This is a genomic window from Asanoa sp. NPDC050611 (assembly GCF_040654855.1).
Lineage (GTDB): Bacteria > Actinomycetota > Actinomycetes > Mycobacteriales > Micromonosporaceae > Asanoa.
This window is the reverse complement of record NZ_JBFAIU010000077.1, coordinates 1-26,104: the sequence shown is the minus strand read 5'-3', so window position 1 is coordinate 26,104 and position 26,104 is coordinate 1. Positions and strand designations below refer to the sequence as shown.

35 protein-coding genes are annotated in these 26,104 nt (G+C 70.2%); 32 read left to right on the top strand and 3 right to left on the bottom strand.

Annotation, left to right across the window (positions count from 1 at the left end; all coding sequences use genetic code 11):
- The first annotated feature begins 17 nt into the window (after positions 1–17).
- From rplP to truA, 26 genes are all read left to right on the top strand, one after another.
- Positions 18–443, top strand: coding sequence for a 50S ribosomal protein L16 (gene rplP, locus AB0H87_RS14950; protein ID WP_088647000.1), 426 nt, complete (start codon positions 18–20; stop codon positions 441–443).
- A complete protein-coding gene (rpmC, locus tag AB0H87_RS14945) occupies positions 443–676 on the top strand; it encodes a 50S ribosomal protein L29 (RefSeq protein WP_360144486.1) in 234 nt (77 codons plus the stop codon). The genes rplP and rpmC overlap by 1 nt, the downstream gene beginning before the upstream one ends.
- Positions 676–954, top strand: a complete 279-nt coding sequence (rpsQ, locus tag AB0H87_RS14940; RefSeq protein ID WP_360144483.1) for a 30S ribosomal protein S17 — start codon at positions 676–678, stop codon at positions 952–954. The genes rpmC and rpsQ overlap by 1 nt, the downstream gene beginning before the upstream one ends.
- A gap of 64 nt (positions 955–1,018) precedes the next feature.
- Positions 1,019–1,387: a 50S ribosomal protein L14 gene (gene rplN, locus AB0H87_RS14935; RefSeq protein WP_089244879.1), complete on the top strand. Its 369-nt coding sequence runs from the start codon at positions 1,019–1,021 to the stop codon at positions 1,385–1,387.
- A gap of 79 nt (positions 1,388–1,466) precedes the next feature.
- Entirely contained in the window at positions 1,467–1,781 is a 315-nt protein-coding gene (rplX, locus tag AB0H87_RS14930) for a 50S ribosomal protein L24 (RefSeq protein ID WP_360144480.1), read from the top strand.
- Positions 1,781–2,347, top strand: coding sequence for a 50S ribosomal protein L5 (gene rplE / locus AB0H87_RS14925; protein WP_360144477.1), 567 nt, complete (start codon positions 1,781–1,783; stop codon positions 2,345–2,347). Before rplX ends, rplE begins: the two co-directional genes overlap by 1 nt.
- Positions 2,348–2,351: 4 nt before the next feature.
- Positions 2,352–2,537 (top strand): type Z 30S ribosomal protein S14, encoded by a 186-nt coding sequence (locus tag AB0H87_RS14920; RefSeq protein WP_033342853.1) that lies wholly within the window; start codon positions 2,352–2,354, stop codon positions 2,535–2,537.
- Positions 2,538–2,610: 73 nt separating this feature from the next.
- On the top strand, positions 2,611–3,018 hold the full coding sequence (rpsH, locus tag AB0H87_RS14915) for a 30S ribosomal protein S8 (protein ID WP_203700036.1): 408 nt from the start codon (positions 2,611–2,613) through the stop codon (positions 3,016–3,018).
- Positions 3,019–3,033: 15 nt separating this feature from the next.
- Positions 3,034–3,573: a 50S ribosomal protein L6 gene (gene rplF / locus AB0H87_RS14910; RefSeq protein ID WP_360144473.1), complete on the top strand. Its 540-nt coding sequence runs from the start codon at positions 3,034–3,036 to the stop codon at positions 3,571–3,573.
- Complete coding sequence (gene rplR / locus AB0H87_RS14905; protein WP_360144470.1) at positions 3,570–3,959, top strand: 50S ribosomal protein L18; 390 nt, start codon at positions 3,570–3,572, stop codon at positions 3,957–3,959. Before rplF ends, rplR begins: the two co-directional genes overlap by 4 nt.
- 31 nt (positions 3,960–3,990) lie before the next feature.
- Positions 3,991–4,605 carry a 30S ribosomal protein S5 gene (gene rpsE / locus AB0H87_RS14900; protein WP_360144467.1) on the top strand — a complete coding sequence of 205 codons (615 nt, stop codon included), beginning with the start codon at positions 3,991–3,993 and terminating at the stop codon, positions 4,603–4,605.
- Positions 4,605–4,787, top strand: coding sequence for a 50S ribosomal protein L30 (rpmD, locus tag AB0H87_RS14895; RefSeq protein ID WP_090787949.1), 183 nt, complete (start codon positions 4,605–4,607; stop codon positions 4,785–4,787). Before rpsE ends, rpmD begins: the two co-directional genes overlap by 1 nt.
- A complete protein-coding gene (gene rplO / locus AB0H87_RS14890) occupies positions 4,787–5,230 on the top strand; it encodes a 50S ribosomal protein L15 (RefSeq protein ID WP_360144464.1) in 444 nt (147 codons plus the stop codon). Before rpmD ends, rplO begins: the two co-directional genes overlap by 1 nt.
- A 230-nt stretch (positions 5,231–5,460) precedes the next feature.
- On the top strand, positions 5,461–6,789 hold the full coding sequence (secY, locus tag AB0H87_RS14885) for a preprotein translocase subunit SecY (protein ID WP_360144461.1): 1,329 nt from the start codon (positions 5,461–5,463) through the stop codon (positions 6,787–6,789).
- On the top strand, positions 6,789–7,442 hold the full coding sequence (locus AB0H87_RS14880) for an adenylate kinase (RefSeq protein ID WP_360144458.1): 654 nt from the start codon (positions 6,789–6,791) through the stop codon (positions 7,440–7,442). The genes secY and AB0H87_RS14880 overlap by 1 nt, the downstream gene beginning before the upstream one ends.
- Before the next feature lie 75 nt (positions 7,443–7,517).
- The gene (gene map, locus AB0H87_RS14875) at positions 7,518–8,375 is read left to right on the top strand and encodes a type I methionyl aminopeptidase (protein ID WP_360144455.1); all 858 of its coding nucleotides are present in this window, start codon (positions 7,518–7,520) and stop codon (positions 8,373–8,375) included.
- A gap of 28 nt (positions 8,376–8,403) precedes the next feature.
- Positions 8,404–10,470, top strand: coding sequence for a prolyl oligopeptidase family serine peptidase (locus tag AB0H87_RS14870; RefSeq protein WP_360144452.1), 2,067 nt, complete (start codon positions 8,404–8,406; stop codon positions 10,468–10,470).
- A 90-nt stretch (positions 10,471–10,560) separates the two neighbouring features.
- Entirely contained in the window at positions 10,561–11,082 is a 522-nt protein-coding gene (locus AB0H87_RS14865; protein ID WP_360144449.1) for a DUF1707 domain-containing protein, read from the top strand.
- A gap of 188 nt (positions 11,083–11,270) precedes the next feature.
- Positions 11,271–11,492 (top strand): translation initiation factor IF-1, encoded by a 222-nt coding sequence (gene infA, locus AB0H87_RS14860; protein ID WP_007073013.1) that lies wholly within the window; start codon positions 11,271–11,273, stop codon positions 11,490–11,492.
- A 95-nt stretch (positions 11,493–11,587) separates the two neighbouring features.
- Complete coding sequence (gene rpmJ, locus AB0H87_RS14855; RefSeq protein WP_023358216.1) at positions 11,588–11,701, top strand: 50S ribosomal protein L36; 114 nt, start codon at positions 11,588–11,590, stop codon at positions 11,699–11,701.
- A 153-nt stretch (positions 11,702–11,854) separates the two neighbouring features.
- Positions 11,855–12,235, top strand: coding sequence for a 30S ribosomal protein S13 (gene rpsM, locus AB0H87_RS14850; protein ID WP_203700047.1), 381 nt, complete (start codon positions 11,855–11,857; stop codon positions 12,233–12,235).
- A 19-nt stretch (positions 12,236–12,254) separates the two neighbouring features.
- Positions 12,255–12,662, top strand: a complete 408-nt coding sequence (rpsK, locus tag AB0H87_RS14845) for a 30S ribosomal protein S11 (protein ID WP_030329919.1) — start codon at positions 12,255–12,257, stop codon at positions 12,660–12,662.
- A gap of 14 nt (positions 12,663–12,676) precedes the next feature.
- Positions 12,677–13,303: a 30S ribosomal protein S4 gene (rpsD, locus tag AB0H87_RS14840; protein ID WP_203700048.1), complete on the top strand. Its 627-nt coding sequence runs from the start codon at positions 12,677–12,679 to the stop codon at positions 13,301–13,303.
- Positions 13,304–13,401: 98 nt separating this feature from the next.
- Positions 13,402–14,424, top strand: coding sequence for a DNA-directed RNA polymerase subunit alpha (locus AB0H87_RS14835; RefSeq protein ID WP_090787972.1), 1,023 nt, complete (start codon positions 13,402–13,404; stop codon positions 14,422–14,424).
- Between the two features lie 32 nt (positions 14,425–14,456).
- Positions 14,457–14,978, top strand: a complete 522-nt coding sequence (gene rplQ / locus AB0H87_RS14830) for a 50S ribosomal protein L17 (protein WP_360144441.1) — start codon at positions 14,457–14,459, stop codon at positions 14,976–14,978.
- Positions 14,979–15,033: 55 nt separating this feature from the next.
- The gene (truA, locus tag AB0H87_RS14825) at positions 15,034–15,864 is read left to right on the top strand and encodes a tRNA pseudouridine(38-40) synthase TruA (protein ID WP_360144492.1); all 831 of its coding nucleotides are present in this window, start codon (positions 15,034–15,036) and stop codon (positions 15,862–15,864) included.
- A gap of 1 nt (position 15,865) precedes the next feature.
- Here the strand turns inward: truA and AB0H87_RS14820 are convergent, their stop codons facing one another.
- On the bottom strand, positions 15,866–16,609 hold the full coding sequence (locus AB0H87_RS14820) for a hypothetical protein (RefSeq protein WP_360144438.1): 744 nt from the start codon (positions 16,607–16,609) through the stop codon (positions 15,866–15,868).
- A gap of 113 nt (positions 16,610–16,722) precedes the next feature.
- Between AB0H87_RS14820 and AB0H87_RS14815 the strand changes: the two genes are divergently transcribed.
- The 4 genes from AB0H87_RS14815 to AB0H87_RS14800 are packed head-to-tail and all read left to right on the top strand — an operon-like array spanning position 16,723 to position 21,281.
- On the top strand, positions 16,723–17,325 hold the full coding sequence (locus AB0H87_RS14815; protein WP_360144435.1) for a methyltransferase: 603 nt from the start codon (positions 16,723–16,725) through the stop codon (positions 17,323–17,325).
- A gap of 37 nt (positions 17,326–17,362) precedes the next feature.
- Complete coding sequence (locus tag AB0H87_RS14810; RefSeq protein WP_360144432.1) at positions 17,363–19,048, top strand: ATP-binding cassette domain-containing protein; 1,686 nt, start codon at positions 17,363–17,365, stop codon at positions 19,046–19,048.
- Between the two features lie 52 nt (positions 19,049–19,100).
- Complete coding sequence (locus AB0H87_RS14805) at positions 19,101–20,054, top strand: lysylphosphatidylglycerol synthase domain-containing protein (protein ID WP_360144429.1); 954 nt, start codon at positions 19,101–19,103, stop codon at positions 20,052–20,054.
- 30 nt (positions 20,055–20,084) lie between these two features.
- The gene (locus AB0H87_RS14800; RefSeq protein ID WP_360144426.1) at positions 20,085–21,281 is read left to right on the top strand and encodes a glycosyltransferase; all 1,197 of its coding nucleotides are present in this window, start codon (positions 20,085–20,087) and stop codon (positions 21,279–21,281) included.
- 195 nt (positions 21,282–21,476) lie between these two features.
- On the opposite strand, the gene AB0H87_RS14795 is transcribed toward AB0H87_RS14800, so the two are convergent.
- Positions 21,477–22,961, bottom strand: coding sequence for a hypothetical protein (locus tag AB0H87_RS14795; RefSeq protein WP_360144423.1), 1,485 nt, complete (start codon positions 22,959–22,961; stop codon positions 21,477–21,479).
- A 3-nt stretch (positions 22,962–22,964) separates the two neighbouring features.
- The gene (locus AB0H87_RS14790) at positions 22,965–23,918 is read right to left on the bottom strand and encodes a glycosyltransferase family 2 protein (protein WP_360144420.1); all 954 of its coding nucleotides are present in this window, start codon (positions 23,916–23,918) and stop codon (positions 22,965–22,967) included.
- Positions 23,919–24,092: 174 nt separating this feature from the next.
- Between AB0H87_RS14790 and AB0H87_RS14785 the strand changes: the two genes are divergently transcribed.
- Positions 24,093–25,058 carry an aldo/keto reductase gene (locus AB0H87_RS14785; protein ID WP_360144489.1) on the top strand — a complete coding sequence of 322 codons (966 nt, stop codon included), beginning with the start codon at positions 24,093–24,095 and terminating at the stop codon, positions 25,056–25,058.
- An 88-nt stretch (positions 25,059–25,146) separates the two neighbouring features.
- Positions 25,147–25,953, top strand: a complete 807-nt coding sequence (thiD, locus tag AB0H87_RS14780; protein WP_360144417.1) for a bifunctional hydroxymethylpyrimidine kinase/phosphomethylpyrimidine kinase — start codon at positions 25,147–25,149, stop codon at positions 25,951–25,953.
- Positions 25,954–26,104 lie beyond the last annotated feature (151 nt).

Sequence of the window (26,104 nt, the reverse complement as noted above, 5' to 3'; positions counted from 1 at the left end):
CAGGAGGGCTGACCACCATGCTGATGCCGCGTAAGCCCCCGAAGGGCTTCCGCAAGCCGCACCACCCGGACCGCCACGGCGCGTCCAAGGGCGGCAACCGGGTGGTCTTCGGCGAGTTCGGAATCCAGGCGCTGGAGCCGGCCTACGTCACCAACCGCCAGATCGAGTCGGCGCGTATCGCGATGACCCGACACATCAAGCGTGGTGGCAAGGTCTGGATCACGGTGTTCCCGGACCAGGCGCTGACCAAGAAGCCCGCCGAGACCCGGATGGGTTCCGGTAAGGGCTCGCCCGAGTGGTGGGTGGCCAACGTCAAGCCGGGTCGGGTGCTCTTCGAGATGTCCTTCCCCAACGAGCAGATCGCGCGAGAGGCGATGCGTCGCGCGATCCACAAGCTCCCGATGAAGTGCCGCATCGTGACGCGCGAAGTGGGTGAATCCTGATGGCCGGCGGCACCAAGGCGTCCGAGCTGCGTGAGCTCCCCGAAGAGGAGCTGATCTCGCTGCTCCGGGAGGCCAAGGCTGAGCTGTTCAACCTCCGCGTGCAGTCGGCCACCGGCCAGCTGGACAACAACCGTCGGCTGCAGGTCATTCGTCGGGAGATCGCTCGGATCTACACGATCATGCGTGAGCGTGAGCTGGGGCTCTCGGCCGCGCCGACTGAGGTGACTGCGTGATGACTGAGAACACCGCCGCCGCTCCCGAGCGGGCCCGCCGCAAGACCCGTGAGGGTCTCGTGGTGAGCGACAAGATGGACAAGACCGTCGTGGTCGAGGTCGAGGACCGGGTCAAGCACCCGCTCTACGGCAAGGTTCTGCGGCGTACGAGCAAGCTCAAGGTCCACGACGAGCAGAACTCGTGTGGCGTCGGCGACCGGATCCTGATCATGGAGACCCGGCCGCTGTCCGCCACCAAGCGCTGGCGCGTCGTGGAGATCCTCGAGCGCGCGAAGTAAGTAAGCCGACCGGTTCTTCCAAGCTCCGGCAGCGCCGGAGGACTGGCAGACAGAGGAGATAGACGTGATTCAGCAAGAGTCGCGACTGCGTGTCGCCGACAACACGGGTGCACGGGAGATCCTGTGCATCCGGGTCCTCGGTGGCTCGGGTCGGCGCTACGCGGGCATCGGCGACGTGATCGTCGCCACCGTCAAGGACGCCATCCCCGGCGCCGGTGTGAAGAAGGGCGACGTCGTCAAGGCGGTCGTCGTCCGCACCGCGAAGGAGAAGCGGCGCCCGGACGGCTCGTACATCCGCTTCGACGAGAACGCCGCCGTGATCATCAAGGATGGCGGCGACCCGCGCGGCACCCGTATCTTCGGCCCGGTCGGCCGTGAGCTGCGGGACAAGCGTTTCATGAAGATCATTTCGTTGGCACCGGAGGTGCTCTGACCATGAGCGAGCGAAGCGAGCTCATCATGCGGCTCAGTGCATCCGCGCATGCGCGGGCCGACCGGAGGGAGGCCCGGGCATGAAGGTGAAGAAGGGCGACACGGTCGTCGTCATCGCCGGCAAGGACAAGGGCGCCAAGGGCAAGGTCATCCAGGCCCTGCCGCGCCAGGACAAGGTCATTGTCGAGGGCGTCAACCGGGTCAAGAAGCACGAGCGCATCCGCACGACGCAGCGCGGCGCCAAGACCGGCGGCATCGTCACCCAGGAAGCTCCCATCCACGTCTCGAACGTGATGGTCCTGGACTCCGACGGCAAGCCGACCCGCGTCGGCTACCGCACCGACGAGAACGGCACCAAGGTGCGCGTCGCACGTAGCACCGGTAAGGACCTGTGATGACCACGACAGCCGAGAAGACGCTGCCGCGCCTCAAGCAGCGCTACCGCGAAGAGGTCGTTGGGCAGCTGCGCGAGCAGTTCAACTACGCCAACCCGATGCAGACGCCGGGCCTGGTCAAGATCGTCGTCAACATGGGTGTCGGCGAGGCGGCCCGGGACGCGAAGCTGATCGACGGCGCGGTCCGCGACCTGACCACGATCACCGGCCAGAAGCCGCAGGTCCGCCGGGCGACCAAGTCCATCGCGCAGTTCAAGCTGCGTGAGGGCATGCCGATCGGCGCGAAGGTGACCCTGCGCGGCGACCGGATGTGGGAGTTCCTCGACCGACTGCTGTCGATCGCCCTCCCGCGTATCCGCGACTTCCGTGGCCTCGACGCCCGCAAGCTCGACGGCAACGGCAACTACACGTTCGGGCTGACCGAGCAGTCGGTGTTCCACGAGATCGACCAGGACCGGATCGACCGCGTGCGTGGCATGGACATCACGGTGGTCACCACCGCGACGACCGACGACGAGGGCCGGGCGCTGCTCAAGCTCCTGGGCTTCCCGTTCAAGGAGAACTGAGCACATGGCTAAGAAGGCGCTGATCCTCAAGGCTGCCGCGAAGCCGAAGTTCGCGGTCCGCGCGTACACCCGTTGCCAGCGCTGCGGGCGTCCCAAGGCGGTCTACCGCAAGTTCGGTCTCTGCCGGGTCTGCATCCGGGAGATGGCTCACCGCGGTGAGCTCCCCGGCGTGTCCAAGGCCTCGTGGTAAGCCACCACCCGAAATGCCGCTTCGCCGCAGGCCCTTGGCGGGGAACCACGGCGAGAAAGGTTGACGAGAACTCATGACGATGACCGACCCGATCGCAGACATGCTGACCCGTCTGCGCAACGCCAACCAGGCCTATCACGACCGGGTGACGATGCCCTACTCGAAGATCAAGGCGAACATCGCCGAGGTCCTCAAGAGCGAGGGCTACATCGCCACCTGGGCGGTCGAGGAGCCCACCGAGGGTGTCGTCGGCAAGCGTCTGGTCGTCGAGCTCAAGTACGGCCAGAACCGTGAGCGGAGCCTGGCCGGGATCAAGCGCGTGTCCAAGCCCGGTCTCCGGGTTTACGCCAAGTCGGACGGGCTCCCGCGGGTGCTCGGCGGTCTGGGCGTGGCGATCATTTCGACGTCCCAGGGGCTGCTGACCGACCGGCAGGCCCGCAAGCGGAGCGTTGGCGGGGAAGTCCTCGCCTTCGTCTGGTAACCGGGGAGAACTGAAATGTCGCGAATTGGACGCAAGACGATCCCGGTCCCGACCGGCGTCGATGTCACGATCAACGGCCAGACCGTCAAGGTGAAGGGCCCGAAGGGTGAGCTCAGCCACACGCTGGCCGAGCCGATCACCATCGAGCGCGCCGAGAACGAGCTCGTGGTCAAGCGCCCCAACGACGAGCGCAAGGCCAAGGAGCTGCACGGCCTCTCGCGTACGCTGGTCGCCAACATGGTGGTCGGGGTGACCGACGGTTACCGCAAGAGCCTCGAGATCGCAGGCACCGGTTACCGAGTCACCGCGAAGGGCAAGGACCTCGAGTTCGCGCTCGGGTTCTCGCACCCGGTCCTGGTCCCAGCGCCGGAGGGCATCACCTTCACCGTGGAGCGGCCCACGCTGTTCCACGTCGCCGGCATCGACAAGCAGCAGGTCGGTGAGGTGGCCGCCAACATCCGGAAGATCCGTCCGCCGGAGCCCTACAAGGGCAAGGGCGTGAAGTACCAGGGCGAGGTCATCCGCCGTAAGGCCGGAAAGGCAGGTAAGAAGTGACCGCCACGCTACTCAAGCGCCGTCGCGGCGTTGCCGCGAAGCGGGCCGTGGGCCGGGCGCGTCGGCACTTCCGGGTCCGCAAGCACCTGGTGGGTTCGGCCGAGCGTCCGCGCCTGGTCGTCACCCGCTCGCTGCGGCACATCAACGCCCAGATCGTCGACGACGCCAAGGGCCACACCCTGGCGTCGGCGTCGACCATGGACGCCTCGATCCGAGGCACCGACGGCGACAAGAGCGCCCTGGCCGGCAAGGTCGGCGCGCTCCTCGCCGAGCGGGCCAAGGCCGCCGGCGTGTCGAAGGTCGTCTTCGACCGCGGTGGCAGCAAGTACGCGGGTCGCATCGCCGCGCTGGCTGACGCCGCGCGCGAAGCCGGGCTCGAGTTCTGACCCCGTCACATCTGAGAAAGGAAGGCTGCTGATGCCAGGTCAACAGCGCCGTGGCGGCGGGTCCGGTGGCAACGAGGGTGGTCGCCGCGACAACCGCCGTGAGGGCGGCCGCGGAAACGCGCCCGTCGAGAAGACCCCGCACCTCGAGCGCGTCGTCGCGATCAACCGGGTTGCCAAGGTCGTCAAGGGTGGTCGGCGCTTCAGCTTCACCGCCCTGGTGATCGTCGGCGACGGCGACGGCACGGTCGGCGTCGGGTACGGCAAGGCCAAGGAGGTGCCCGCGGCGATCGCCAAGGGTGTCGAGGAGGCCAAGAAGCACTTCTTCAAGGTGCCGCGGATCGCCCAGTCGATCCCGCACCCGGTGCAGGGCGAGGACGCCGCGGGCGTGGTGCTGCTCAAGCCGGCCTCGGCCGGTACGGGCGTCATCGCCGGCGGCCCGGTCCGCGCCGTGCTGGAGTGCGCGGGTATCCACGACGTGCTCTCCAAGAGCCTCGGCTCGTCGAACCCGATCAATATCGTCCACGCGACCGTGGCGGCCCTGAAGGCGCTCGAGTCGCCCGAGGCGGTCGCGACCCGTCGCGGCCTCGCGGTCGAGGACGTCGCTCCGGCGGCGATGCTCGCCAGTCGGGCTGGGGTGAGCGCGTGATGGCTCGCCTCAAGGTCACCCAGGTCCGGTCCGGGATCGGGTCGAAGCACAACCAGCGTGAGTCGCTGCGGTCGCTCGGCCTGAAGCGGATCAACGACGTGGTGGTCAAGGAAGACCGGCCCGAGATTCGGGGCATGATCTTCAAGGTCAACCACCTCGTGAAGGTCGAGGAGGTCGAATAATGACCATCAAGGTCCACCACCTGCGTCCGGCTCCCGGCGCCAAGACCGACAAGACCCGCGTGGGTCGCGGTGAGGGCTCCAAGGGCAAGACCGCCGGTCGCGGCACCAAGGGCTCCAAGGCCCGCAAGAACATCTCGGCGGCGTTCGAGGGTGGGCAGATGCCCATCCACATGCGGCTGCCGAAGATGAAGGGCTTCCGCAACCAGAACAAGGTCGTCTTCCAGGTCGTGAACCTGGACAAGCTGGCCGAGCTGTTCCCGAACGGCGGCGAGATCGGCCCGGCCGAGCTCGTCGACGCCGGCGCGGTCCGCAAGGGCCAGCCGGTCAAGGTGCTCGGCAGCGGCGACCTGAGTGGCGTATCTCTCCGAGTCTCGGCGCACGCGTTCAGCGCGTCGGCCAAGGAGAAGATCGCCGCTGCTGGTGGCAGCACCACTGAGCTGTAGCGCTGGCAGGGGCGCGGTTCCAACGGTCAACGGACCGTCGGGTGCCGCGCCCCTCCGGCGTTGATCCGGAACGACCCGGCCGGATATCGTTCCTGATGGATGGGTGCGGCCGGCTGGTCGTCATCCGAGCCAGATAAGTTAGAGTCCGTTCCCGACAGGGTGTCGGGCAACTACCGACAGCCACCCCGGCCGCCGCGACCCCGGCGGTCCGCCCGCGCAGGAGGAAGACGTTGCTCTCCGCATTTCTCAGTGCGTTCCGCACGCCTGACCTGCGCAAGAAACTGTTGTTCACAGTTGGGATCATCGCGATCTACCGGCTGGGCGCCACGCTGCCCAGCCCGGGCGTTTCCTACGGAAACGTGCAGAAGTGCATGGATCTCATGGCGACGAACAACGCGGGTGGCGTCTTCAACCTGCTGAACCTGTTCTCCGGCGGCGCGCTGCTGTCGTTGTCGGTCTTCGCGCTGGGCATCATGCCCTACATCACAGCGTCGATCATCCTGCAGCTGCTGACCGTTGTGATCCCGCGGCTCGAGCAACTCCGCAAGGAGGGTCAGGCCGGCCAGGCGAAGATCACGCAGTACACCCGCTACCTGACGCTGGGCCTCGGCATCCTCCAGGCCTCGGCGTTCGTCGCACTGGCCCGCTCCGGGCAGCTGTTCAACAACATGTGCGACCAGTTCCCGATCGTCCCGAACACCGAGCTGCCGAACTGGATCACCCTGGTCTCGCTGGTCGTGACGATGACCGCCGGCACCGGCGTGGTGATGTGGCTGGGCGAGCTGATCACGGACCGCGGCGTCGGCAACGGCATGTCCGTCCTGATCTTCACCTCGATCATGGCCCGCCTCCCCAGCGAGGGCTGGCAGATCAAGCTCAGCCAGGGCTGGTGGAAGTTCTTCCTGGTGATCGCGCTCGTCCTGCTGATCATCTTCTTCGTGGTCTTCATCGAGCAGGCCCAACGCCGGATCCCGGTGCAGTACGCGAAGCGCATGATCGGCCGGCGGATGTACGGCGGCACGTCCACCTACATACCGCTCAAGGTCAACCAGGCCGGCGTCATCCCGGTCATCTTCGCGTCGTCCCTGCTCTACCTGCCGGCGCTGCTCCTGCAGTTCTACGACCGCAACAACCTCAACGGGTGGCAGTCGTGGATCCAGAACAACCTGGTCGACCCGACCAGCTGGGTCTACATCCTGCTCTACTTCCTGCTGATCATCTTCTTCACGTACTTCTACGTGTCGATCACGTTCAACCCGACCGAGGTCGCGGACAACATGAAGAAGTACGGCGGGTTCGTGCCGGGCATCCGGCCGGGCAAGCCGACCGCTGAGTACCTGGATTACATCCTGAGCCGGATCACCCTTCCCGGCGCGCTCTACCTGGGTGTCATCTCGATCCTGCCGAGCTTCTTCTTCATCTGGCTGGACCGTCAGCAGTACATGAACTTCCCGTTCGGCGGCACGGCCGTGCTGATCATGGTTGGCGTCGGCCTGGAGACGGTCAAGCAGATCGAGAGCCAGCTCATGCAGCGGAACTACGAAGGGTTCCTGCGCTAGTGCGACTTGTTCTCGTAGGTCCTCCGGGTGCGGGAAAGGGGACGCAGGCCGAATTCATCGCCGCGCACCTCGCCGTGCCCAAGATCTCGACCGGGGACATCTTCCGCGCCAACGTCTCCCAGGGCACTCCGCTCGGCGTCGAGGCCAAGCGCTACATGGACGCCGGCAAGCTGGTGCCCGACGAGGTCACCATCAACATGGTGCGGGAGCGGCTGGCCGAGCCCGACGCCGCCGAGGGCTTCCTGCTCGACGGGTTCCCGCGCACGACGCCCCAGGCGGCCGCGCTCGACAAGCTGCTGGCCGACCTGGGCACCGCGCTCGACCTCGTGATGGAGCTCGTGGTCGACGACGACGAGGTGATCCGGCGGCTGTCCGGCCGCCGCACGTGCCGCGGCTGCGGCAAGATCTGGCACGTCGAGTTCGACGCGCCGTCCCGCGAGGGCATCTGCGACCGGTGCGGCTCGGAGCTGTTCCAGCGCGACGACGACAAGGCCGAGACCATCGCCAAGCGCCTGGTGGAGTACGCCGAGAAGACCGCGCCGCTGGTCGACTACTACGGGGCACAGGGCAAGCTGGTCGGCATCGACGCGACCGGGCCCGTGGAGGACGTCACCGTCCGTGCGATCGACGCATTGCGGTCGTACGGCGGGTAGCACGACCGGAAGGCGTGGTGACGCGGCAGCGTCACCACGGCTGAGGACCACGGAAGACTTAGGTAGCCTCGATTGATGCGCCGACACCAGCTGAACATTCAGCTGAAGACCCCTGAGCAGATCGACCTGATGCGCCGCGCCGGCCTGGTCGTGGCCAACGCCCTGGCCGCGATGCGGGCCGCCGTGGCGCCGGGCGTGACCACCGCCGACCTGGACGCGATCGCCGAAGGCGTGATCCGCGACGCCGGCGGCGTGCCGTCCTTCAAGGGCTACCACGGCTACCCCGGCTCGATCTGCTCCTCGGTCAACGAGCAGGTCGTGCACGCGATCCCGTCGCCGCAGCAGGTGCTGCGCGAGGGCGATCTGATCTCGCTGGACTGCGGCGCCGTCCTCGACGGCTGGCACGGCGACGCGGCGATCACCGTGCCCGTCGGCGAGACCGACCCGGCGCTGGTGAAGATGGCCGAGGTCGCGGAGGAGTCCATGTGGGCCGGCATCGCGGCCGCGGCCCGTGGCGTGCTCTCCGGCCGGGGGCGGCTGACCGACATCAGCCACGCGGTCGAGACCGCGGTCCGGGCCGGCGGCCGCTACGGCATCGTCGACGGCTACGGCGGGCACGGCATCGGCACCGAGATGCACCAGGACCCGCACGTGCTCAACCACGGCCGCCCCGGCCGCGGCATCAAGCTCACGCCGGGCCTCTGCCTGGCCATCGAGCCGATGATCACGATGGGTTCGCCGCGCACGGTCGAGCTCGACGACGGGTGGACCGTGGTCTCCCGCGACAGCTCGGTCGCCGCGCACGTCGAGCACTCGATCGCCCTGCTCGACGACGGCGCCTGGGTGCTGACCGCACCCGACGGCGGCCGCGAGCGGCTCGGCGAGCTGCTGTCGGCCCGCGCCACCGCGCCGTCGCCGTCCGCCTCGTCCTGACCCGGCCGCGCCGCCTAGGTTGGGGCGCATGGACTTTCCCGAGCTGCGCGCGCGGACGCGCGGGTTCACCCTGGGCCTGCCCGGCCGGTTCGCGATCAGCGGTGACGGGCGCCAGGTGCTGTTCACCCGCGCCCGTGCCGGCGATGACCCTGTCGCGTGCCTGTGGGCCTACGACGTCGAAGCGGCCCGCGAGCGCCTGCTGCTCGACCCGGCCGACCTCGGCGTCGACGAGTCGGCGCTGCCGCCGGCCGAGCAGCGGCAGCGGGAGCGGACCCGGCAGACAGGTGGTGGCGTGACCGCGTTCGCCACGGACCGCGCGCAGTCGGTGGTCGCCCTGGCCCTCGGCGGGCAGCTGGTCGTGGTCTCGCCGGCCGACGGTGCGGCGCGCACGCTGGAGACCGGCGGCGGAGTGGTCGATCCCCACCCCGACCCGTCGGGCCGGTTGATCGGCTACGTCCGCGACGGCGGGTTGCACCTCATCGGCGTCGACGGCACCGGCCACCGGACGCTGGCCGAGCCGGACGGCCCGGCGGTCGGCTACGGATTGCCCGAGCACGTCGCGGGCGAGTCGATGCACCGGACCCGCGGCTGGTGGTGGTCGCCGGACGGGCGCCGGGTCGCGGTCGCCCGGGTGGACGAGAGCCGGGTCCAGGTCTGGCACATCGCGAACCTCGCGGACCCCCTGGCCGCCCCGGTGGCGCTGCGCTACCCGGGCGCCGGCACCACCAACGCCGACGTCTCCCTCCACGTCGTCGACCTCGACGGCGGCCGGGTCGAGGTCGCCTGGGACCGCGCGGCGTACGAGTACCTCAGCGGCGTCGCCTGGGACGGCACGGGGCTGACCATCGCGGTGCAGAACAGGGCACAGACGATCGTCCGCGTGCTGCGCGCCGACCCGGCCACCGGGGCGACGGCCGTCGAGCACGAGCAGCACGACCCGGCCTGGGTCGAGCTGGTGCCCGGCACCCCGGCCCGCACGCCGGAGGGCGCGCTGGTCTGGACCGACGACCGCGACGAGACCCGGCACCTGCTGGTCGGGGGCGAGCCGGTCACCCCGCCGGGCCTGCAGGTGCGGGCCCTGCTGGGCGTCGACGGCGACGCCGTGCTGTTCGCAGGCTCGACCGACCCGACCGAGCGGCACGTCTGGCTCTGGACCGCCGCGGCGGGCGCACAGTGCCTGACCGGCCCCGGCGGCGTCCACGACGGACTGCGCGCCGGCGGCACGACGGTGCTGGTCAGCCGGTCGGTGACCGAGCAGGAGACGCGGGCGACGGTCGCGCGCAACGGGTCGACGAGCCCGATCGCCTCCCACGCCCGCACCGCGCCGGTGACGCCGCGGCCGGATCTTTTCGAGGCCGGCGAGCTGCGGCTGCGGACGGTCGTGCTGCTGCCGGCGGACCACCGGCCCGGCACCCCGCTGCCCGTGCTGCTCGACCCGTACGGCGGCCCGGCCGGACAGCGGGTGATCGCCGCCCAGTCCGCGTACCTGACCGCGCAGTGGTTCGCCGACCAGGGCTTCGCGGTCGTGGTCGTGGACGGTCGCGGCACACCTGGCCGCGGCCCCCGCTGGGAGAAGACCGTGCACCTCGACTTCGGTGCCGCCGCGCTGGAGGACCAGATCACCGGCCTGCACGCGGCCGCCGAGCGGCATCCCGATCTCGATCTGACCCGGGTCGGCATCCGGGGCTGGTCCTACGGCGGCTACCTGGCGGCGCGGGCCGTGCTGCGGCGCCCCGACGTCTTCCACGCCGCGGTCGCCGGCGCGCCCGTCACGGACCAGCGCCTCTACGACACCCACTGGCAGGAGCGGTTCCTCGGCCACCCCGACGAGAACGCGGAGGCGTACGACCGCGACTCGCTGTTGGCCGACGCACCCCTGCTGCGCCGGCCGTTGCTCCTGGTGCACGGGTTGCTGGACGACAACGTGCACCCGGCGCACACGCTGAAGTTGTCCGCCGCCCTGCAGGCCGCCGGCCGGCCGCACCAGGTGCTGGCCCTGCCGACGAGCAGCCACATGGTGGACGCCGACCACTCCGCCCGGTTGCTGGAAGCGGAGGTTGACTTCCTGCGGGACGCGCTTCGACCAGGGAGATAGCTGAGGTCGCCCTAATTTCGGCATTTGCGCAATCCGCCGGGACATTCATGTGGCCGCACCTGACGGGCCGACCGATGGCATGCTCGAAGGATGGAGCGGCGTCAGATGCGGGCGGGTGACGCGGATCGGCAGCACGTGGCCGAGCAGCTCCGCGCGGCCCTCGAACTCGGGCGCCTCGACCTGTCGGAATACGACGAACGCGTCCAGAAGACGTACGCGGCGAAGACCTTCGGCGATCTCGACGGGCTCCTCGACGACCTCCCGGACACCGTGGCGCCCACGGCCGACTCGCAGCTCATGGTCACCAGGCACAACGACGCCCTGGTCCCGGGCCCCGACGGGCGCTACCCGAACGCGACCGCCCGCTGGCTGGCACACACCTGGGACGGCTATTTCGCCACCATCGGGATCGTCGTGGCGATCTGGGCGGTGATCTGCCTGATGACCGCCGAGTGGCTCTACTTCTGGCCGGCCTGGGTCGCGGGCCCGTGGGGCGCCGTACTCTTGGTATCCACCATCGGCGGGCTGGTCAGCGGCGAGCCGCAGAAGTGGTCGGCCGAACGGGCCCGCGAACAACAGCGCAAACAGGCCCGTGACGAGGACGATGGCTGACGAGGTCGACGCCGGTTTGGCGTCGATGCGTACCCCCGCGTAGTATGGACTGTCGGCGCACAGCGTCCGCTCTGTCATGCCCGCCACGCGCTTCGGCGGCGGCAGAGCCCGCGGCTGGCCTGAGTGATCCCTCGCTCGGGAGATTCTGTGCACCGATCCGAAACACCGACGTCAGGACAGCGGAGGACATGCCGAAAAAAGACGGGGCCATCGAGATCGAAGGCCGGGTCATCGAGCCCTTGCCGAACGCCATGTTCCGGGTTGAGCTCGCAAACGGCCACAAGGTTTTGGCTCACATCAGCGGCAAGATGCGGCAGCACTACATCCGCATCCTGCCCGAGGACCGGGTCGTGGTGGAGCTTTCGCCATACGACCTGACCCGTGGGCGCATCGTCTACCGCTACAAGTAACACCTGACGACGGGCACCCAGGTCCCCGTCCGTTACGACGGTCCGGCATGCCAAGTGCGGCGCCGCCGGGCGTTGATGGGAAGTAAAGGCAAACCGTGAAGGTCAAGCCGAGCGTCAAGCGAATCTGCAACAAGTGCCGGGTCATCCGCCGGCACGGCCGGGTCATGGTCATCTGTGACGACCCGCGCCACAAGCAGCGCCAGGGCTGAGTCCCCGGCGGCACCAACTGAACAAGCTCGTCCCAGCCGCGGGAGCAGAAGGCGCACTCGTGGCACACCCCTGGTCGGAGGCCAGGGCCCGCGCGGGCACGCGGGGTGGGAGGGGCAGAGACCTCCGCGAACACACGAGGAGTACGCCCGCACATGGCACGTCTAGCTGGCGTCGACCTCCCGCGCGAAAAGCGCATGGAGATCGCGCTCACCTACATCTACGGGGTCGGTCGGACCCGCGCCAAGGAGGCCCTTGGCGCGACCGGCGTTTCCCTGGACAAGCGTGCGAAGGACCTCACGGACGAGGAGCTGGTCCAGCTCCGCGACTACATCGAGGCCAACTTCAAGGTTGAGGGTGACCTGCGCCGCGAGGTCGCCGCGGACATCCGCCGCAAGGTCGAGATCGGCACCTACCAGGGCATCCGGCACCGCCGGGGTCTCCCTGTCCGTGGGCAGCGCACTCGTACCAACGCGCGCACCCGCAAGGGTCCGAAGCGGACCGTCGCCGGCAAGAAGAAGCCCGGCAAGAAGTAACTAGGAGCGCAGAAGACTTATGCCACCGAAGGCTCGTGCCGGGGCCGCTGTCAAGAAGGTCCGGCGCAAGGAACGCAAGAACGTCGCCCACGGGCAGGCGCACATCAAGAGCACCTTCAACAACACCATCGTGTCGATCACCGACCCGACTGGTGCGGTCATCTCCTGGGCCTCCGCCGGCCAGGTTGGCTTCAAGGGCTCCCGCAAGTCGACTCCGTTCGCCGCGCAGCTGGCCGCCGAGGCCGCCGCGCGTCGGGCCATGGAGCACGGCATGCGCAAGGTCGACGTGTTCGTCAAGGGCCCCGGCTCCGGCCGGGAGACCGCCATCCGTTCGCTGCAGGCCGTGGGCCTCGAGGTCGGCCAGATCGCCGACGTCACCCCCCAGCCGCACAACGGTTGCCGTCCGCCGAAGCGTCGTCGGGTCTGAGAGGTTAGAGGAAAATGGCTCGTTATACCGGTGCTGACTGCCGCCGTTGCCGGCGGGAGAAGATGAAGCTGTTCCTCAAGGGCAGCAAGTGCGACGGCCCCAAGTGCCCGTTCGAGTCCCGGCCCTTCCCGCCCGGACAGCACGGCCGTGGTCGTACCAAGGAGACCGAGTACCTGCTCCAGCTTCGTGAGAAGCAGAAGGCCCGCCGCGTGTACGGCGTGCTGGAGAAGCAGTTCCGCGGCTACTACGAGGAAGCCGTCTCGAAGAAGGGCAAGACCGGTGAGGTCCTGCTCCAGATCCTCGAGTCCCGCCTCGACAACGTGGTCTACCGGGCCGGCCTGGCCAAGTCCCGCGACCACGCGCGTCAGCTCGTCAAGCACGGCCACTTCGTGGTCAACGGCAAGAAGGTCGACATCCCCTCGTACCGCGTCAAGGAGCACGACATCGTGCAGGTGCGGGAGAAGTCGCAGGAGCTGACCCCGTTCATCGTGGCCCAGGCCGAAGCCGGTTCGAAGACCGTGCCGGCGTGGCTCGAGGCCATCCCCACCCAGCACAAGGTGCTGGTGCACTCGCTCCCGGCCCGCCAGGTGATCGACACCCAGGTCCAGGAGCAGCTGATCGTCGAGCTCTACTCCAAGTAGCGCTCGGTGGCTCCGCGCCGCCGTCGTCCGGCGGCGGCGCGGGGCAACCACAGGCGACCGTCAAATAGTGGGCGGTCCCGACAGAAGGAAGAAACGAAGTGCTCATCACCCAGCGGCCGACCCTCTCCGAGGAGTCGATCAGCGAGACCCGTTCCCGGTTCACCATCGAGCCGCTCGAGCCCGGCTTCGGCTACACGCTCGGCAACTCGCTCCGGCGCACCCTGCTCAGCTCGATCCCGGGCGCGGCCGTCACCAGCATCAAGGTCGACGGCGTGCTGCACGAGTTCACCACCATCCCGGGCGTCAAGGAAGACGTCGTCGAGCTGGTCATGAACGTCAAGGAGCTGTGCGTCAGCTCCGAGCACGACGAGCCGGTCAGCATGTACCTGCGCAAGCAGGGCCCCGGCGACGTGACCGCGGGCGACATCCAGCCGCCGGCCGGCGTCTCGGTGCACAACGCCGACCTGAAGCTCGCCACGCTCAACAGCAAGGGCCGGCTCGACATGGAGCTGACCGTCGAGCGGGGTCGTGGCTACGTGACCGCGAACCAGAACAAGAGCGCGGGTGCCGAGATCGGCCGGATCCCGGTCGACTCGATCTACTCGCCGGTGCTGAAGGTCACCTACAAGGTCGAGGCGACCCGTGTCGAGCAGCGCACCGACTTCGACCGGCTGATCATCGACGTCGAGACCAAGCCGTCGATCGGCCCGCGCACCGCTCTGGCGTCCGCCGGCTCCACCCTGGTCGAGCTCTTCGGCCTGGCCCGCGAGCTGGACGAGACCGCCGAGGGCATCGACATCGGCCCGTCGCCGCAGGACGCGCAGCTCGCTGCCGACCTGGCGCTGCCGATCGAGGAGCTGGACCTGACCGTCCGCTCGTACAACTGCCTCAAGCGCGAGGGCATCAACACCGTCGGTGAGCTCATCGGGCGCACGGAAGCCGACCTCCTCGATATAAGGAATTTCGGTCAGAAGTCGATCGACGAGGTCAAGATGAAGCTCGCCGGCATGGGTCTGGGCCTGAAGGACTCGGCGCCCAACTTCGACCCCGCGCACGTCGTGGACTCCTTCGGCGAGGTTGACTACGACACCGACGACTACCGCGAGACCGAGCAGCTCTGACACCCCGCTGCGACACCTGAGGAGCACCAACGATGCCCACGCCCACCAAGGGTCCCCGCCTCGGCGGTAGCCCGGCGCACGAGCGGCTGCTGCTGGCCAACCTGGCCACGGCGCTGTTCCGGCACGGGAAGATCACCACGACCGAGACGAAGGCGAAGCGCCTGCGTCCGCTCGCCGAGCAGCTGATCACCAAGGCCAAGCGCGGTGACCTGCACGCCCGGCGCCGGGTGCTGACCGTCGTCCGGGACAAGGACGTGGTCTTCAACCTGTTCGACGAGATCGCGCCGCGGTACGCCAACCGCAACGGCGGCTACACCCGGATCGTCAAGACCGTTCCCCGCAAGGGCGACAACGCGCAGATGGCGATCATCGAGCTCGTCGAGGAGTTCGTCGAGACGCCGGCCGCGCCGGCGAAGCGGGCGGCCCGCAAGGCCACCGCGCAGCGGGACAAGGTCGAGGCGCTCACCCGCGAGGAAGAGCCCCCGGCCAGCGCGACGTCCACCGAGGCGCCGGTTTCGACCGACGCCGAGGCCAAGGGCGACGACGACAAGTAAGCAGCACGGCAACGACGACGAGGGCGCCCTTCGCGGGGCGCCTTCTTCGTCTCATCTGGGGGTACGCGTGCGCGCGCGACTGGACATCGCCTACGACGGCACCGAGTTCTCCGGCTGGGCGGTGCAGCCGGAGCGGCGTACCGTCGCCGGCGTCCTGCTCGCGGTCCTGGAGCAGATCCTCGGCGCGGGCGTGGCGACCGGCCTGACCGTGGCCGGCCGGACCGACGCCGGCGTGCACGCGACGGGCCAGGTCGCGCACGTCGACCTGCCCGACCAGGTCTGGGCGCTGACCGGGCCCACCCTGCTGCGCCGGCTGGCCGGCCTGCTCCCGGGCGACGTGCGGGTGCTGGCGCTCACCGAGGTGCCGGCCGAGTTCGACGCGCGCTTCTCGGCGACGTTCCGCCGCTACGAGTACCGGGTCACCGACGCGCCCTGGGGTGCCTCGCCGCTGCGCCGCCGGGACACCCTGGCCTGGCCCCGCACGCTCGACGTGGAGCGGCTCAACGCGGCCGCCGCGGGTCTGGTCGGGGAGCACGACTTCGCGGCGTTCTGCAAGCGCAAGGAGAACGCCACGACGGTGCGCGAGGTGACCCGGCTCGACTGGCGCCGGGTCGCCGCCGACGACGTGCTGGTGGCCACCGTGCAGGCGGACGCGTTCTGCCAGGCCATGGTGCGCAGCCTGGTCGGCGCGATGCTGGTGGCCGGGGACGGCCGGCGGCCGCCGGAGTGGCCGGCCAGCCAGCTCACCCGGCGCGAGCGAAGCAGCGCGGTCACGGTGGCGCCGGCCCACGGGCTGACGCTGGTGGCGGTCGGCTATCCGGCGGACGCCGGAGCGCTGGCCGCGCGGGCCGCCGCCACCCGCCGCCTCCGGATCCCCGCCGACTAACTCAGCCGTCGGCCGCGTCCGCGCAGCCGGCGGCCCGGCGGTCCAGGACCCGCGTGCGCAGGTACTCCTCGATCAGGTCCGACAGGATCCGCCGGGCGGTCGGGTCGTCGGGATAGATCTTGCCGCCGTCGCCGCGCGCGATCACCGCGTACGCCAGGAAATGGCCGCGGACCTGCCAGCCGAGCTGCGTGGTGTCCCGGGTCAGCCCGCCGGTGCCGTGGCCGGCCGGCAGTCCGCGCAGGCGCCCGCTCTCGGCGTCGAGCAGCGGCCTGATGCCGCCGTGCACCGCCTCCGCGCCGGTCTCGTCCGCGAGGTTGAGCAGTCCCGCGGTGATCACGTAGCCGCCGTCGGGGGAGCGCAGAGTCGCGCGGACCACCTGGCTGCAGCCCGCCGCCTCGAGCAGCGGGACGACCGCGCCCTCCGCCACACCGCCGCACCGCTGCAGCGCCTGCACCCGAAGCACCTGGTAACCGGTGCCGTCCGGGCCCGCGACCACCACGTCCGTCGGAAACACCTCGGCGGTGGTCAGCGGGCGCGGGTCATCGGCCCGGGAGGACAGCTCGCGCAGCACGGTGGCGGCCGCGGGCTCGTCCCGTGGCGTCGGGTCGTCCCGTGCCACCAGGTAGGTGCCGTAGCCGCAGAGCAGGAGCAGGGTCAACGCGGTGGCCACGCAGGCCGGCCGCAGCTGCCGCGGTGGCCGCCAGTCCGGTGACCGCCAGGCCGCGAGGACGCGCCGGAGAAGCACGCGGCAGACGCTAGGCGCTGTCCGCGGTGGCGCGGTGGCGATCGGCACGGTGCCCGCCGAAAGTGTGGCGCCCGTTCGAGTGACCGCGCGCGGGGTGGGCGAGAATGCGGGGCGTGACCGGGGACCACTACTTCACCGCCGAACCCTCCGAGGCGACGGCGGGTGCCGAGCGCACCGTCGAGTTCGCCGCCGGCGGCCACGAGTTCCGGCTGCGCGCGGCCGGCGGGGTGTTCTCCGCGGACCGCCTCGACCCGGGAACGGCGGTGCTGCTGCGCAAGGCGGTCCTGCCCGGTCCCGGTCTGGACGGGAACCTGCTCGACCTGGGCTGCGGCTACGGGCCGATCGCGTGCGTGCTGGCCACCGTGGCGCCGCGGGCGACGGTCTACGCGGTGGACGTCAACGCGCGGGCGCGGGCGCTCGCCGCGGCCAACGGCGGGCCGCTCGGCGTGCGGGTGTCCGCGCCGGACGAGGTCGACGAGAGTGTCGGGTTCGCGCAGATCTGGTCCAACCCGCCGTTCCGGGTCGGTAAGACCGAGTTGCACGCGCTGCTGGGTCGCTGGCTGCCGCGGCTGGCGCCCGACGGCGTGGCCTGGCTGGTCGCGGGCAAGCACCTCGGCGGGGACTCGCTGCACCGGTGGCTGGTCGACGAGGGCTGGGACGTGAGCCGGCACGCGAGCCAGAAGGGCTTCCGGGTTCTGCGGATCACCCGGAATTGACGCGACGCGGGACGGTCGCGTCCCGCATCATTCCGGCGTGGGTTACATCGATGTCGCCGGCGTCGGGCATGTGCTGCCCGACGGCCGTGAGCTGTTCGCCGACGTGTCGTTCCGGGTGGGCGAGGGCGCGAAGGTGGCGCTGGTCGGTCCCAACGGCGCCGGCAAGACGACGCTGCTCCGGATGGTCGCCGGCGACCTGCCGGTGCGCACGGGCGTCGTCGCGCGCGCGGGCGGGCTCGGCGTCATGCGGCAGTTCATCGGCATGGTCGGCGACGAGACCACCCTGTCGGAGCTGGTGCTCTCGCTGGCCGCGCCGCCGCTGCGGGCGGCCGGAGAGCGGCTGACCGCGGCCGAGCGGGCGATGCACGCCGCCGAGCTGCGCGGCAAGTTCAGCACCGCGGCGGGCAAGGCGCAGGTGGCGTACGCGGACGCGCTGGCGGCCTGGGGCGAGGCCGGTGGCTACGACGCGGAGGTGCTGTTCGACACCGTCTCGGTGCTCGTGCTCGGCAAGCCGTGGGAGGAGACGCGGACCCGGCCGGTGCGCACGCTCTCCGGCGGCCAGCAGAAGCGCGTCGCGCTCGAGGTGCTGCTCCGGGGCGACGACGAGGTGCTGCTGCTCGACGAGCCCGACAACTTCCTCGATGTGCCCGGGAAGCGCTGGTTGGAAGGTCGCCTGCGGGAGTCGGCCAAGTCCGTGCTCTACGTCTCGCACGACCGGGAGCTGCTGGCCCAGACGGCCGACCGGGTGGTCGCGGTCGAGGGCCGCAGCGCCTGGGTGCATCCCGGTGGGTTCGCCTCGTGGCACGAGGCCCGGGTCGCCCGCCACGAGAAGCTCGAGGAGGACGGGCGGCGCTGGGAGGAGGAGCATCAGAAGCTGCGCGAGCAGATGCTCATGTACAAGCAGAAGGCCGCGTACAACTCCGACATGGCGTCCCGCTACCGGGCCGCGCAGACCCGGCTGCGCAAGTTCGAGGAGGCGGGGCCGCCGCCGACCCCGCCGCGCGACCAGGACATCCGGATGCGGCTGACCGGCGGGCGCACGGGCAAGCGGGCGGTGATCTGCTCCGCGCTGGAGATGGACGGGTTGACCTATCCGTTCGACCTGGAGCTCTGGTACGGCGACCGGCTGGCGGTGCTCGGCGCCAACGGCACCGGCAAGTCGCACTTCCTGCGGCTGCTGGCCCGCGGCGGCACCGACCCCGACCCGGCCAACCTGCCGGTCGACGGTGGCGAGAAGCTCGCGCCGGTGGCGCACGGCGGAGTGGCGCGGCTCGGTGCGCGGGTGCGGCCCGGGCACTTCTCGCAGACGCACGACCGGCCTGAGCTGATGGACCGTACCCTCGTCGAGATCCTCTGGCGGGGTGACGAGCACCGCTCCGGGCTCGACCGGCACCAGGCGATGCAGGTGCTCGGGCGCTACGAGCTCGCCGGGCAGGGCGACCAACGGTTCGGCACGCTCTCCGGCGGGCAGCAGGCGCGCTTCCTGGTCGTGCTGCTGGAGCTGTCGGGTGCGACGCTGCTGCTGCTCGACGAGCCGACCGACAACCTCGACCTGGCCTCGGCCGAGGCGCTGGAGCAGGGCCTGGCCGCGTTCGAGGGCACGGTCATCGCGGTCACCCACGACCGCTGGTTCACCCGCTCGTTCGACCGGTTCATCAGGTTCGCGGGTGACGGCGAGGTGACCGAGACGGTCGAGCCTGTCTGGGGTGACGAGCCACTCTAGGTATCGTGCTCGTGTGCCAGCCGTAACCGCCGCCCCTTCGGTTCGCCGATCGGTGGCGCGGCGGATCGCCGAGATCGTCATAACCGTTCTGTTCCTGGCGTACGTCGGCTACGCGGTCAGCAGGCGCTGGGCCGAGGTGCGCGGGGTGATCGGCGACCTGTCGGCGTCCGCGGTTCTCGTCTCGTTGGTCCTCGCGCTGGTCGCGGTGTGGTGCTCGTTCCTGAGCTGGCGGGTGCTGCTCGCCGACTTCGGCAACTCGGTGCCGCTCGCCGGTGCGATGCGGATCTTCTTCGTCGGCCAGCTCGGGAAGTACCTGCCGGGCAAGGTCTGGCCGGTGCTGACCCAGATGCGGCTCGGCAAGGCTTACCAGGTGCCGGGCCGCTCGTCCGCCGCCGCCGTGCTGATCACGATGTTCATCTCGCTCGGCACCGGGCTGTTGCTCACCGCGCTGGTGCTGCCGGTGCTCGGTGGCCGGGCGTGGGACGACTACTGGTGGACGCTGCTCGCGGTGCCGGTCGCGTTCGTGGCGCTGCTGCCGCCGGTGCTGAACCGGCTGCTGGCGCTGGCGATGCGGTTGGCCCGGCGGGAACCCATGCCGGCTTTCCTGTCGGGACGGGCGATCGGGCTGTCGGTGTTCTGGGCGCTGGCGAGCTGGATCTGCTTCGGCGCGCATCTGTGGGCGCTGCTGCTCGACCTCGGCGCTTCGGGGTCGGATCTGGTGGTGCGGTCGGTCGCGGCGTACGCGGGTGCCTGGTCGATCGGTTTCCTGCTGGCGATCGCGCCGGCGGGGCTGGGGCCGCGGGAGACGGCGCTGGTGGTGCTGCTCGCCGGGTCGGTGACGGAGCCGGTCGCCCTGGTCGCGGCGCTGGTCTCGCGGCTGCTGATCACAGTGGCGGACCTCGCGTGGCCGGCGCTGGCGCTACTGAGCAAGCGCAGGCCGCGCCGCCCGATCGTGACGACACCCGACATCGACACGATCCCGGACTCGGCGCCCGCTGCGCCCTGATAGTCCCTTTTGGTCGGTTAGGCTACCGCGATGCGGTGGCTGGCCTTCGGGACCTACGACGTGCAGCGCCATCCGCGGGTCGGGGTCCTGATCGAGGGCTTGCGTTCCGCGGGCGACGAGGTCCTGGAGATCAACGTCCCGCTGGCGCTCTCCACAGCGGACCGGGTGGCGATGCTGCGCCAGCCGTGGCGACTGCCGAAGCTGGCGTGGCTGCTGGCCCGCTGCTGGGTGCTGCTGGCGCTGCGGTCGCGCCGGGCGCCGGCCGCGGACGCGGTACTGGTCGGTTACCTGGGGCATTTCGACGTGCGGCTGGCGCGGCTCCTGTTCCGGCGTACCCCGCTCGTGTTGGACCACCTGGTCTCGGCGGCCGGCACGGCCCGGGACCGCGACCTGACGGGCGGCGGCGGCGTCAAGGCGGCGCTGATGCGCTGGATCGACCGGCGCGCCCTGCGCGCGGCGGACGTGGTGGTGGTCGACACGGACGAACACCTGGCGGCGCTGCCGCCGTCGTCGGTCGGCGTGGTGGCGCCGGTGGGCGCGGGCCGGTCGTGGTTCGCTGTGCGACCCGCTCGTCCGGATGGCCCGCTGCGGGTGGTCTTCGTCGGGATCTACACGCCGCTGCACGGCACCGGGTGTGTCGGGGAGGCGCTGGCCCGGCTGGCCGGCGACCCGCGGATCGAGGTGACGATGGTCGGCACGGGTCAGGAGTACGCGGCCTGCCGCGCGGCGGCCGCCGCTAACACGTCGGTGACCTGGGTGGACTGGGTGCCGGGCGCAGACCTGCCGGCGCTGGTGGCGGCCCACGACGTGGCCCTGGGCATCTTCGGCACGACGGAGAAGGCCCAGAACGTGGTGCCGACCAAGGTCTATCAGGGCGCGGCCGCCGGCTGCGCGATCGTCACGTCGGACACGGCCCCGCAACGCCGCACCCTGGGCGACGACGCCCTGTTCGTGGCGCCCGGCGACGCGGCGGCTTTGGCGGAGACGCTCCGCTCGTTGGCAGCGGATCGCACGCTCCTGGCCACCTACCAGCGCCGCGCGGCGGCGCGAGCGGCGAACAACTTCACCGCCCAAACGGTCGTGGAACCGATCCGCGCCCGCATCGCCACCCCCACCCAGAGCCAAGCGGAGTTGCCGCCCGTTGACCCAAGCGACGGAGGGGCAGGCTCGACTGCCGTGCGGACTTCTGCCCGGGGCGTTGCCGGGCGTCTGCCGCGGAGTGGCTGACAGATGTCGGCCAGGTCGTCGTTACCTCGACCGTCGCCGGCGCGGTGGCGATCTCCCAGACGCCGCCGGCGGGATCGTGTCGATCGTTGCGTTGGGCGGAGCGGAGATGCTCGATGCCCGCGTCCGCCGCGGGCGTGGCAGCGGAGCGGTGTCTGGCGGGAGCGACGGTCGTGCCCACCGCGGGCCCGAGCAAGGTCAGGGCTTGGTTTGTGCGGCCTCGAGGTCCGAGATGCGGAAGAGGGCGTAGAAGCCCTTTCGGTCCAGAGCCCGGTCGCCGATGTTCTTCGGCAGCCAGCTGGGGATCTTGCGCAGGTCCATCAGGACCAGGTCGGTCGGGTTTGCCTCGGCCAGGGTCGCCGGCGTGACGGTTTTCGGGGCGAGGTTCCAGTAGTAGGCGTACCAGCGCGGGGTCGACAGGCCGCCGCCGGCTAGCCAGGCGGTTTGTTGGCCCGGCGCTGGCCTGTGTTGGGAGACCAGGCGGCCCGCGTCGGACGGGCGGTCTACATAGGTGCGATTCGTCCGGCCGTATGCGACGACCGCGAGCGTCACCAGCAACGCGAGGCCGGCGGCGGCCGCGGCGAACTGGGCTGGGCGGGGAGGGGTGCGGGTCAGGACGCGGTCGACGAGGGCGGCCATGCCGACCAGGCCCAGGATCAGGAGCGGGTAGTTCCAGTAGTCGTGGATGTAGGCGCCGTTGTTGAGCGCGAAGGTCCAGAACGCGTTGAACGCGAGCGCGAACGCCAGGTAGACGCGGGTGCGGCGGTCCCACAAGCCGACCAGCGCGCCCAGCAGCAGCAGCGCCGGGTACCAAGGTGGGAGCAGGGCGCCCAGGCTTTGGCGCTGGCGGCGCAGGAACTGTTCCGCGGTGAAGGCGCCGCCCTGGGTGCGGAACTCCGCCTGGTTCGTGAGGTCGGCCAGGCCGCTGACGCCGACGATGAAGGTCAGGCTGATGCACAGGCCGACCAGCATCGAGGCGCCCACCCACAGGACGACCTTGTCGAGCTTGCGGCGGCCGGCCAGCAGCCAGAGGCCCATCGCGCCCGCGAAGCCGATGCCCGGCCAGGAGATCAGTGTCGCCAGCAGGGCCGCGGCGCAGGCCACCGCGAGCAGCCACCGCGGCGGGGTGTAGTCCTTGCGGCGGAGTGCCACCACCGTCGCGGAGATCAGCAGGATCGGGCCCAGGTCGAACATGATCGGGCTGTAGACCCAGAAGAACGCCGTCGAGGCCATCGCGGCCACGGCGAGCAGCGTGGCCGACCAGCGGATGCCCAGGGCGCGCAGCAGCGCCGCGGCGGCCGGGACTGCGAGCAGCGCCAGCAGGAAAGGCGCCAGCCAGACCTCGAACGATTTGGTTCCCGGCAGCAGGCCGAACAGGGCGACCAGGATGTTGAGGCCCGGCGGGTGGTGGGCGTACGCGGCGCTGCTGTACGGCAGCCAGTCCGCGCTGAAGTCCGAGCCGACGAGGCCGCGCTCCTGCAGGTTCGACAGGTGCAGGGCGTACCGGCTGATGATCCGGCCCATGTGGTTGTCGCCGTAGGGCATGACCAGCCGCGGCGCCCAGGTGACGGCGAGGACGAGGCTGATCGCGCCGACGGCCAGCCAGCCCCGGCGGTCCTCGGTGGACAGTCGGCGGGGCGCGTGTGTGGTCTCTGCCGGGGCGGCGAGGTCGGTCGCGGTCACGGCCTAGGCGGACCGGGACCGCACGATGAGGTCGGCCAGGAGGGCTACCGCCGCGATGATCAGGCCGGCCACCAACAGCATGATCGTGTTGTTGGCGACGCGGACCGGATGGGCGACGACGTCGTAGATGACCTTCGCGATGGCGATGCCGACCAGCCACAGCGCCGGTGGCATCAGCACCTTGAGCGGGTTGAAGTACATGACCATGCGGACGACCTGGAGGATGTAGCGGTACGCGTCCCGGACGAAGTGGAACTTCGACGAGCCGGCGCGCTTCGCGTAGTCGATCGAGACGTACCGCACGTCGTGCTGGTTGTGCAGGAACGCCATGGTGATCGTGGTGACGCAGGAGAACCCGGGCGGCAGCAACCGCAGGTACGGCAGCGACACCCGGCGGCGGAACGCCCGCAGCCCCGAGTTGAGGTCGGGGATCTTCGTGCCGGTCAGCCGCTCGGCGATCTTGCGGATGACCCACTTGGCCGGCACCCGCAGCAACTTGTGCGTGCCCTGCTCGCTGGTCCGCGCGCCGACCACCTGGTCGATGGTCTCGTCCTTCTCCAGGAGCTGCACGAGCTCGGGAATTCGCTCGTTGGGGTACGTCATGTCGGCGTCGGTCCACACCACGATCTCGCCGCGCGCCTGCTGGGTGCCGATCCGCCGGGCCGTGCCCGAGCCGCCGTTGCGGTGGAAGGGCATCACCCGCAGGTTTGCGAAGCGCAGCGCGGCCTCGCGGAGCACGGCGAGCGTGTTGTCGGTCGAGCAGTCGTCGATCGCCAGCAGCTCGTAGCTGTAACCGCTGCGGTCCATCGCGGCGGAGATCCGCTCGATCTCCTTGAGCACGTGGTCCTGCTCGTTGTAGCACGGCAGCACGACCGTCACGTCGAGCTGCTCCGGCGCCGCGACGTCAGCCGGCTCCGCGGCGGTCGACCGCTGCTGGAACCTGGTGGGTGCCGTCATTTCGGGATCCACGCTCCCATCGCCGGCGGCCGAATGTGAGTAGCCGCCACAAAGGTGTCAGAATCGAGCAATGCCCGCGCAAAGGATAGTGCCCCGCAAACCGCGCGGGTCGGAGTCCCACACCGCGGCCCGTGGTTTATTAATGGGCACGCGATACGAAAGAACCCCTCATTCATGGAGTACGGCGTGAGCACGATGAGCTATCGCCGCCTGGGCAGTTCGGGACTGGTCGTCTCGGTTGCCGGCGTCGGCTGCAACACCTTCGGCCGGGATATCGACGAGAATGCCGCGCGTGCGGTCGTCGATTCCGCGCTCGAGGTGGGAATCAATTTCTTCGACACGTCCGACACGTACGGCGGCCCCGGTCATGAGCTTTCCGAGCGTTTTCTCGGTGCGGCGCTCAAAGGCCGGCGCGACGACGTGGTGGTGGCGACGAAGTTCGGCAAGCCGATGTCCGGCATCAACGGCCCCGATCTCGGCGCACGTGGTGCCCGCCGTTATGTGCTGCGCGCGGTCGAGGGTTCCCTGCGCCGGCTCGACACCGACCACATCGACCTCTACCAGATGCACGAGCCGGACCCGGCGACGCCGATCGAGGAGACGCTGTCGGCGCTCGACGATCTCGTGACGGCGGGGAAGGTGCGCTACATCGGCTGCTCGAACTTCGCCGCCTGGCAGGTGGCGGACGCCGCGTGGGTGACGCGTACCCGCGGCTGGGCGCCGTTCATCAGCGTCCAGAACCACTACAGCCTGCTCAACCGCGGGATCGAGGCCGAGCTGGTGCCGGCGTGCGAGCGGTTCGGGCTCGGGGTGCTGCCGTTCTTCCCGCTCGAGAGTGGACTGCTCACCGGCAAGTACGGGCGCGGCACGGCGGCGCCGTCCGGCACCCGGCTGACGTCGCCGCGGTTCGCCTCGACGCTGGCCTCCGCGCCGTGGAACCGGATCGAGAGGCTGCAGGGGTACGCGTCCGCGCGTGGTCTGTCCCTGCTCCAAGTGGCGCTCGGCGGCCTCGCGGCGATGCCGGCGGTCGCGTCGGTGATCGCCGGGGCGACCACGCCGGACCAGATCCGGGAGAACGCGGCGGCCATCGCGTGGCAGCCGTCGGCCGCGGATCTGGCGGAGTTGCGCGCCCTCGGGTGAGCCCGCTGTCGATCGATAGTGCGATTTAGTCCGTCGCCGGCCCCGCCTCTCGTGTTACCCGTGTAGGACGAGAGGCGGGAGGACCCCAATGACACCACTCGCGGTGCTCGCGATCGGCGGCTCGGACTCCAGTGGCGGATCCGGGCTACAGGCCGACCTGAAGGTTTTCGCGGCGATGCGGCTCTACGGCGCGACGGTCGCCACATCGGTGACGGCGCAGAACACCCGCGGCGTCCAGGACGTGTTCGAGCTGCCTGGCAATGTCGTGTCGGCGCAGCTCACGGCGGTGCTCGACGACATGCCGGTCAAGGCCGTCAAGGTCGGCATGCTGGCCACGGCTGAGGCCGCCGCGGCGGTCACGTCCAAGGCCCGCTCGGGCCTGCTGCCCAACCTGGTCGTCGACCCGGTCCTGGAGGCGGCGTCGGGTCGCCGCCGGGGCGTGGTCAGCGCCCTCGAACGGCTGCTGCCGTACGCGGCGGTGGCGACCCCGAACCGCGACGAGGCGTCGGCCCTGGTCGGGTGGCCGGTGTCGACACCGGCGGACATGGCCGGAGCGGCGGCGCAGATCGCCTCCAACGGCCCGAAGTACGTCGTGGTGACCGGTGGCGACATGGTCGCGGGCGACGAGGCGGTCGACGCGGTCTGGACCGACGCGGGGGCGCGGTTCCTGCGCTACCCGCGGGTGCAGACCCGCAACAGCCGGGGCACCGGCTGCACGTTCTCGGCCGCGATCGCCGCCCGCCTGGCCCAGGGCGACGACGTCCTGGAGGCATTGGTGGCGGCGAAGGAGTACGTCACCCGCAGCCTCGTCGGCGCCCGCGACTGGGAGCTGGGCAACGGCAGCGGGCCGCTCAACCATTTCGGCTGGCCGACGTTCGCCGCATTCTCGGCCTGAGGCCGTCGTGCCGATCAGCGTGAGCCGAGACGGCGGCTGGGCCCGCCGCAGGCCGCGTTGATCGGCACGACGGGCCCAATTAATCTTTCAGGCGAGATCGGAATAGCACACCTCTTAACTACAAACACAATCTGATATAACTCGTAATACT

Bases quoted from the DNA above. Each gene is read 5' to 3' on its own strand.
- rplP (WP_088647000.1), top strand. From the start codon at position 18: ATGCTGATGCCGCGTAAGCCCCCGAAGGGCTTCCGCAAGCCGCACCAC.
- rpmC (WP_360144486.1), top strand. From the start codon at position 443: ATGGCCGGCGGCACCAAGGCGTCCGAGCTGCGTGAGCTCCCCGAAGAG.
- rpsQ (WP_360144483.1), top strand. From the start codon at position 676: ATGACTGAGAACACCGCCGCCGCTCCCGAGCGGGCCCGCCGCAAGACC.
- rplX (WP_360144480.1), top strand. From the start codon at position 1,467: ATGAAGGTGAAGAAGGGCGACACGGTCGTCGTCATCGCCGGCAAGGAC.
- rplE (WP_360144477.1), top strand. From the start codon at position 1,781: ATGACCACGACAGCCGAGAAGACGCTGCCGCGCCTCAAGCAGCGCTAC.
- AB0H87_RS14920 (WP_033342853.1), top strand. From the start codon at position 2,352: ATGGCTAAGAAGGCGCTGATCCTCAAGGCTGCCGCGAAGCCGAAGTTC.
- rpsH (WP_203700036.1), top strand. From the start codon at position 2,611: ATGACGATGACCGACCCGATCGCAGACATGCTGACCCGTCTGCGCAAC.
- rplF (WP_360144473.1), top strand. From the start codon at position 3,034: ATGTCGCGAATTGGACGCAAGACGATCCCGGTCCCGACCGGCGTCGAT.
- rpsE (WP_360144467.1), top strand. From the start codon at position 3,991: ATGCCAGGTCAACAGCGCCGTGGCGGCGGGTCCGGTGGCAACGAGGGT.
- rpmD (WP_090787949.1), top strand. From the start codon at position 4,605: ATGGCTCGCCTCAAGGTCACCCAGGTCCGGTCCGGGATCGGGTCGAAG.
- rplO (WP_360144464.1), top strand. From the start codon at position 4,787: ATGACCATCAAGGTCCACCACCTGCGTCCGGCTCCCGGCGCCAAGACC.
- map (WP_360144455.1), top strand. From the start codon at position 7,518: ATGCGCCGACACCAGCTGAACATTCAGCTGAAGACCCCTGAGCAGATC.
- AB0H87_RS14870 (WP_360144452.1), top strand. From the start codon at position 8,404: ATGGACTTTCCCGAGCTGCGCGCGCGGACGCGCGGGTTCACCCTGGGC.
- AB0H87_RS14865 (WP_360144449.1), top strand. From the start codon at position 10,561: ATGGAGCGGCGTCAGATGCGGGCGGGTGACGCGGATCGGCAGCACGTG.
- infA (WP_007073013.1), top strand. From the start codon at position 11,271: ATGCCGAAAAAAGACGGGGCCATCGAGATCGAAGGCCGGGTCATCGAG.
- rpsM (WP_203700047.1), top strand. From the start codon at position 11,855: ATGGCACGTCTAGCTGGCGTCGACCTCCCGCGCGAAAAGCGCATGGAG.
- rpsK (WP_030329919.1), top strand. From the start codon at position 12,255: ATGCCACCGAAGGCTCGTGCCGGGGCCGCTGTCAAGAAGGTCCGGCGC.
- rpsD (WP_203700048.1), top strand. From the start codon at position 12,677: ATGGCTCGTTATACCGGTGCTGACTGCCGCCGTTGCCGGCGGGAGAAG.
- rplQ (WP_360144441.1), top strand. From the start codon at position 14,457: ATGCCCACGCCCACCAAGGGTCCCCGCCTCGGCGGTAGCCCGGCGCAC.
- AB0H87_RS14800 (WP_360144426.1), top strand. From the start codon at position 20,085: ATGCGGTGGCTGGCCTTCGGGACCTACGACGTGCAGCGCCATCCGCGG.
- AB0H87_RS14790 (WP_360144420.1), bottom strand. From the start codon at position 23,918: ATGACGGCACCCACCAGGTTCCAGCAGCGGTCGACCGCCGCGGAGCCG.
- AB0H87_RS14785 (WP_360144489.1), top strand. From the start codon at position 24,093: ATGGAGTACGGCGTGAGCACGATGAGCTATCGCCGCCTGGGCAGTTCG.
- thiD (WP_360144417.1), top strand. From the start codon at position 25,147: ATGACACCACTCGCGGTGCTCGCGATCGGCGGCTCGGACTCCAGTGGC.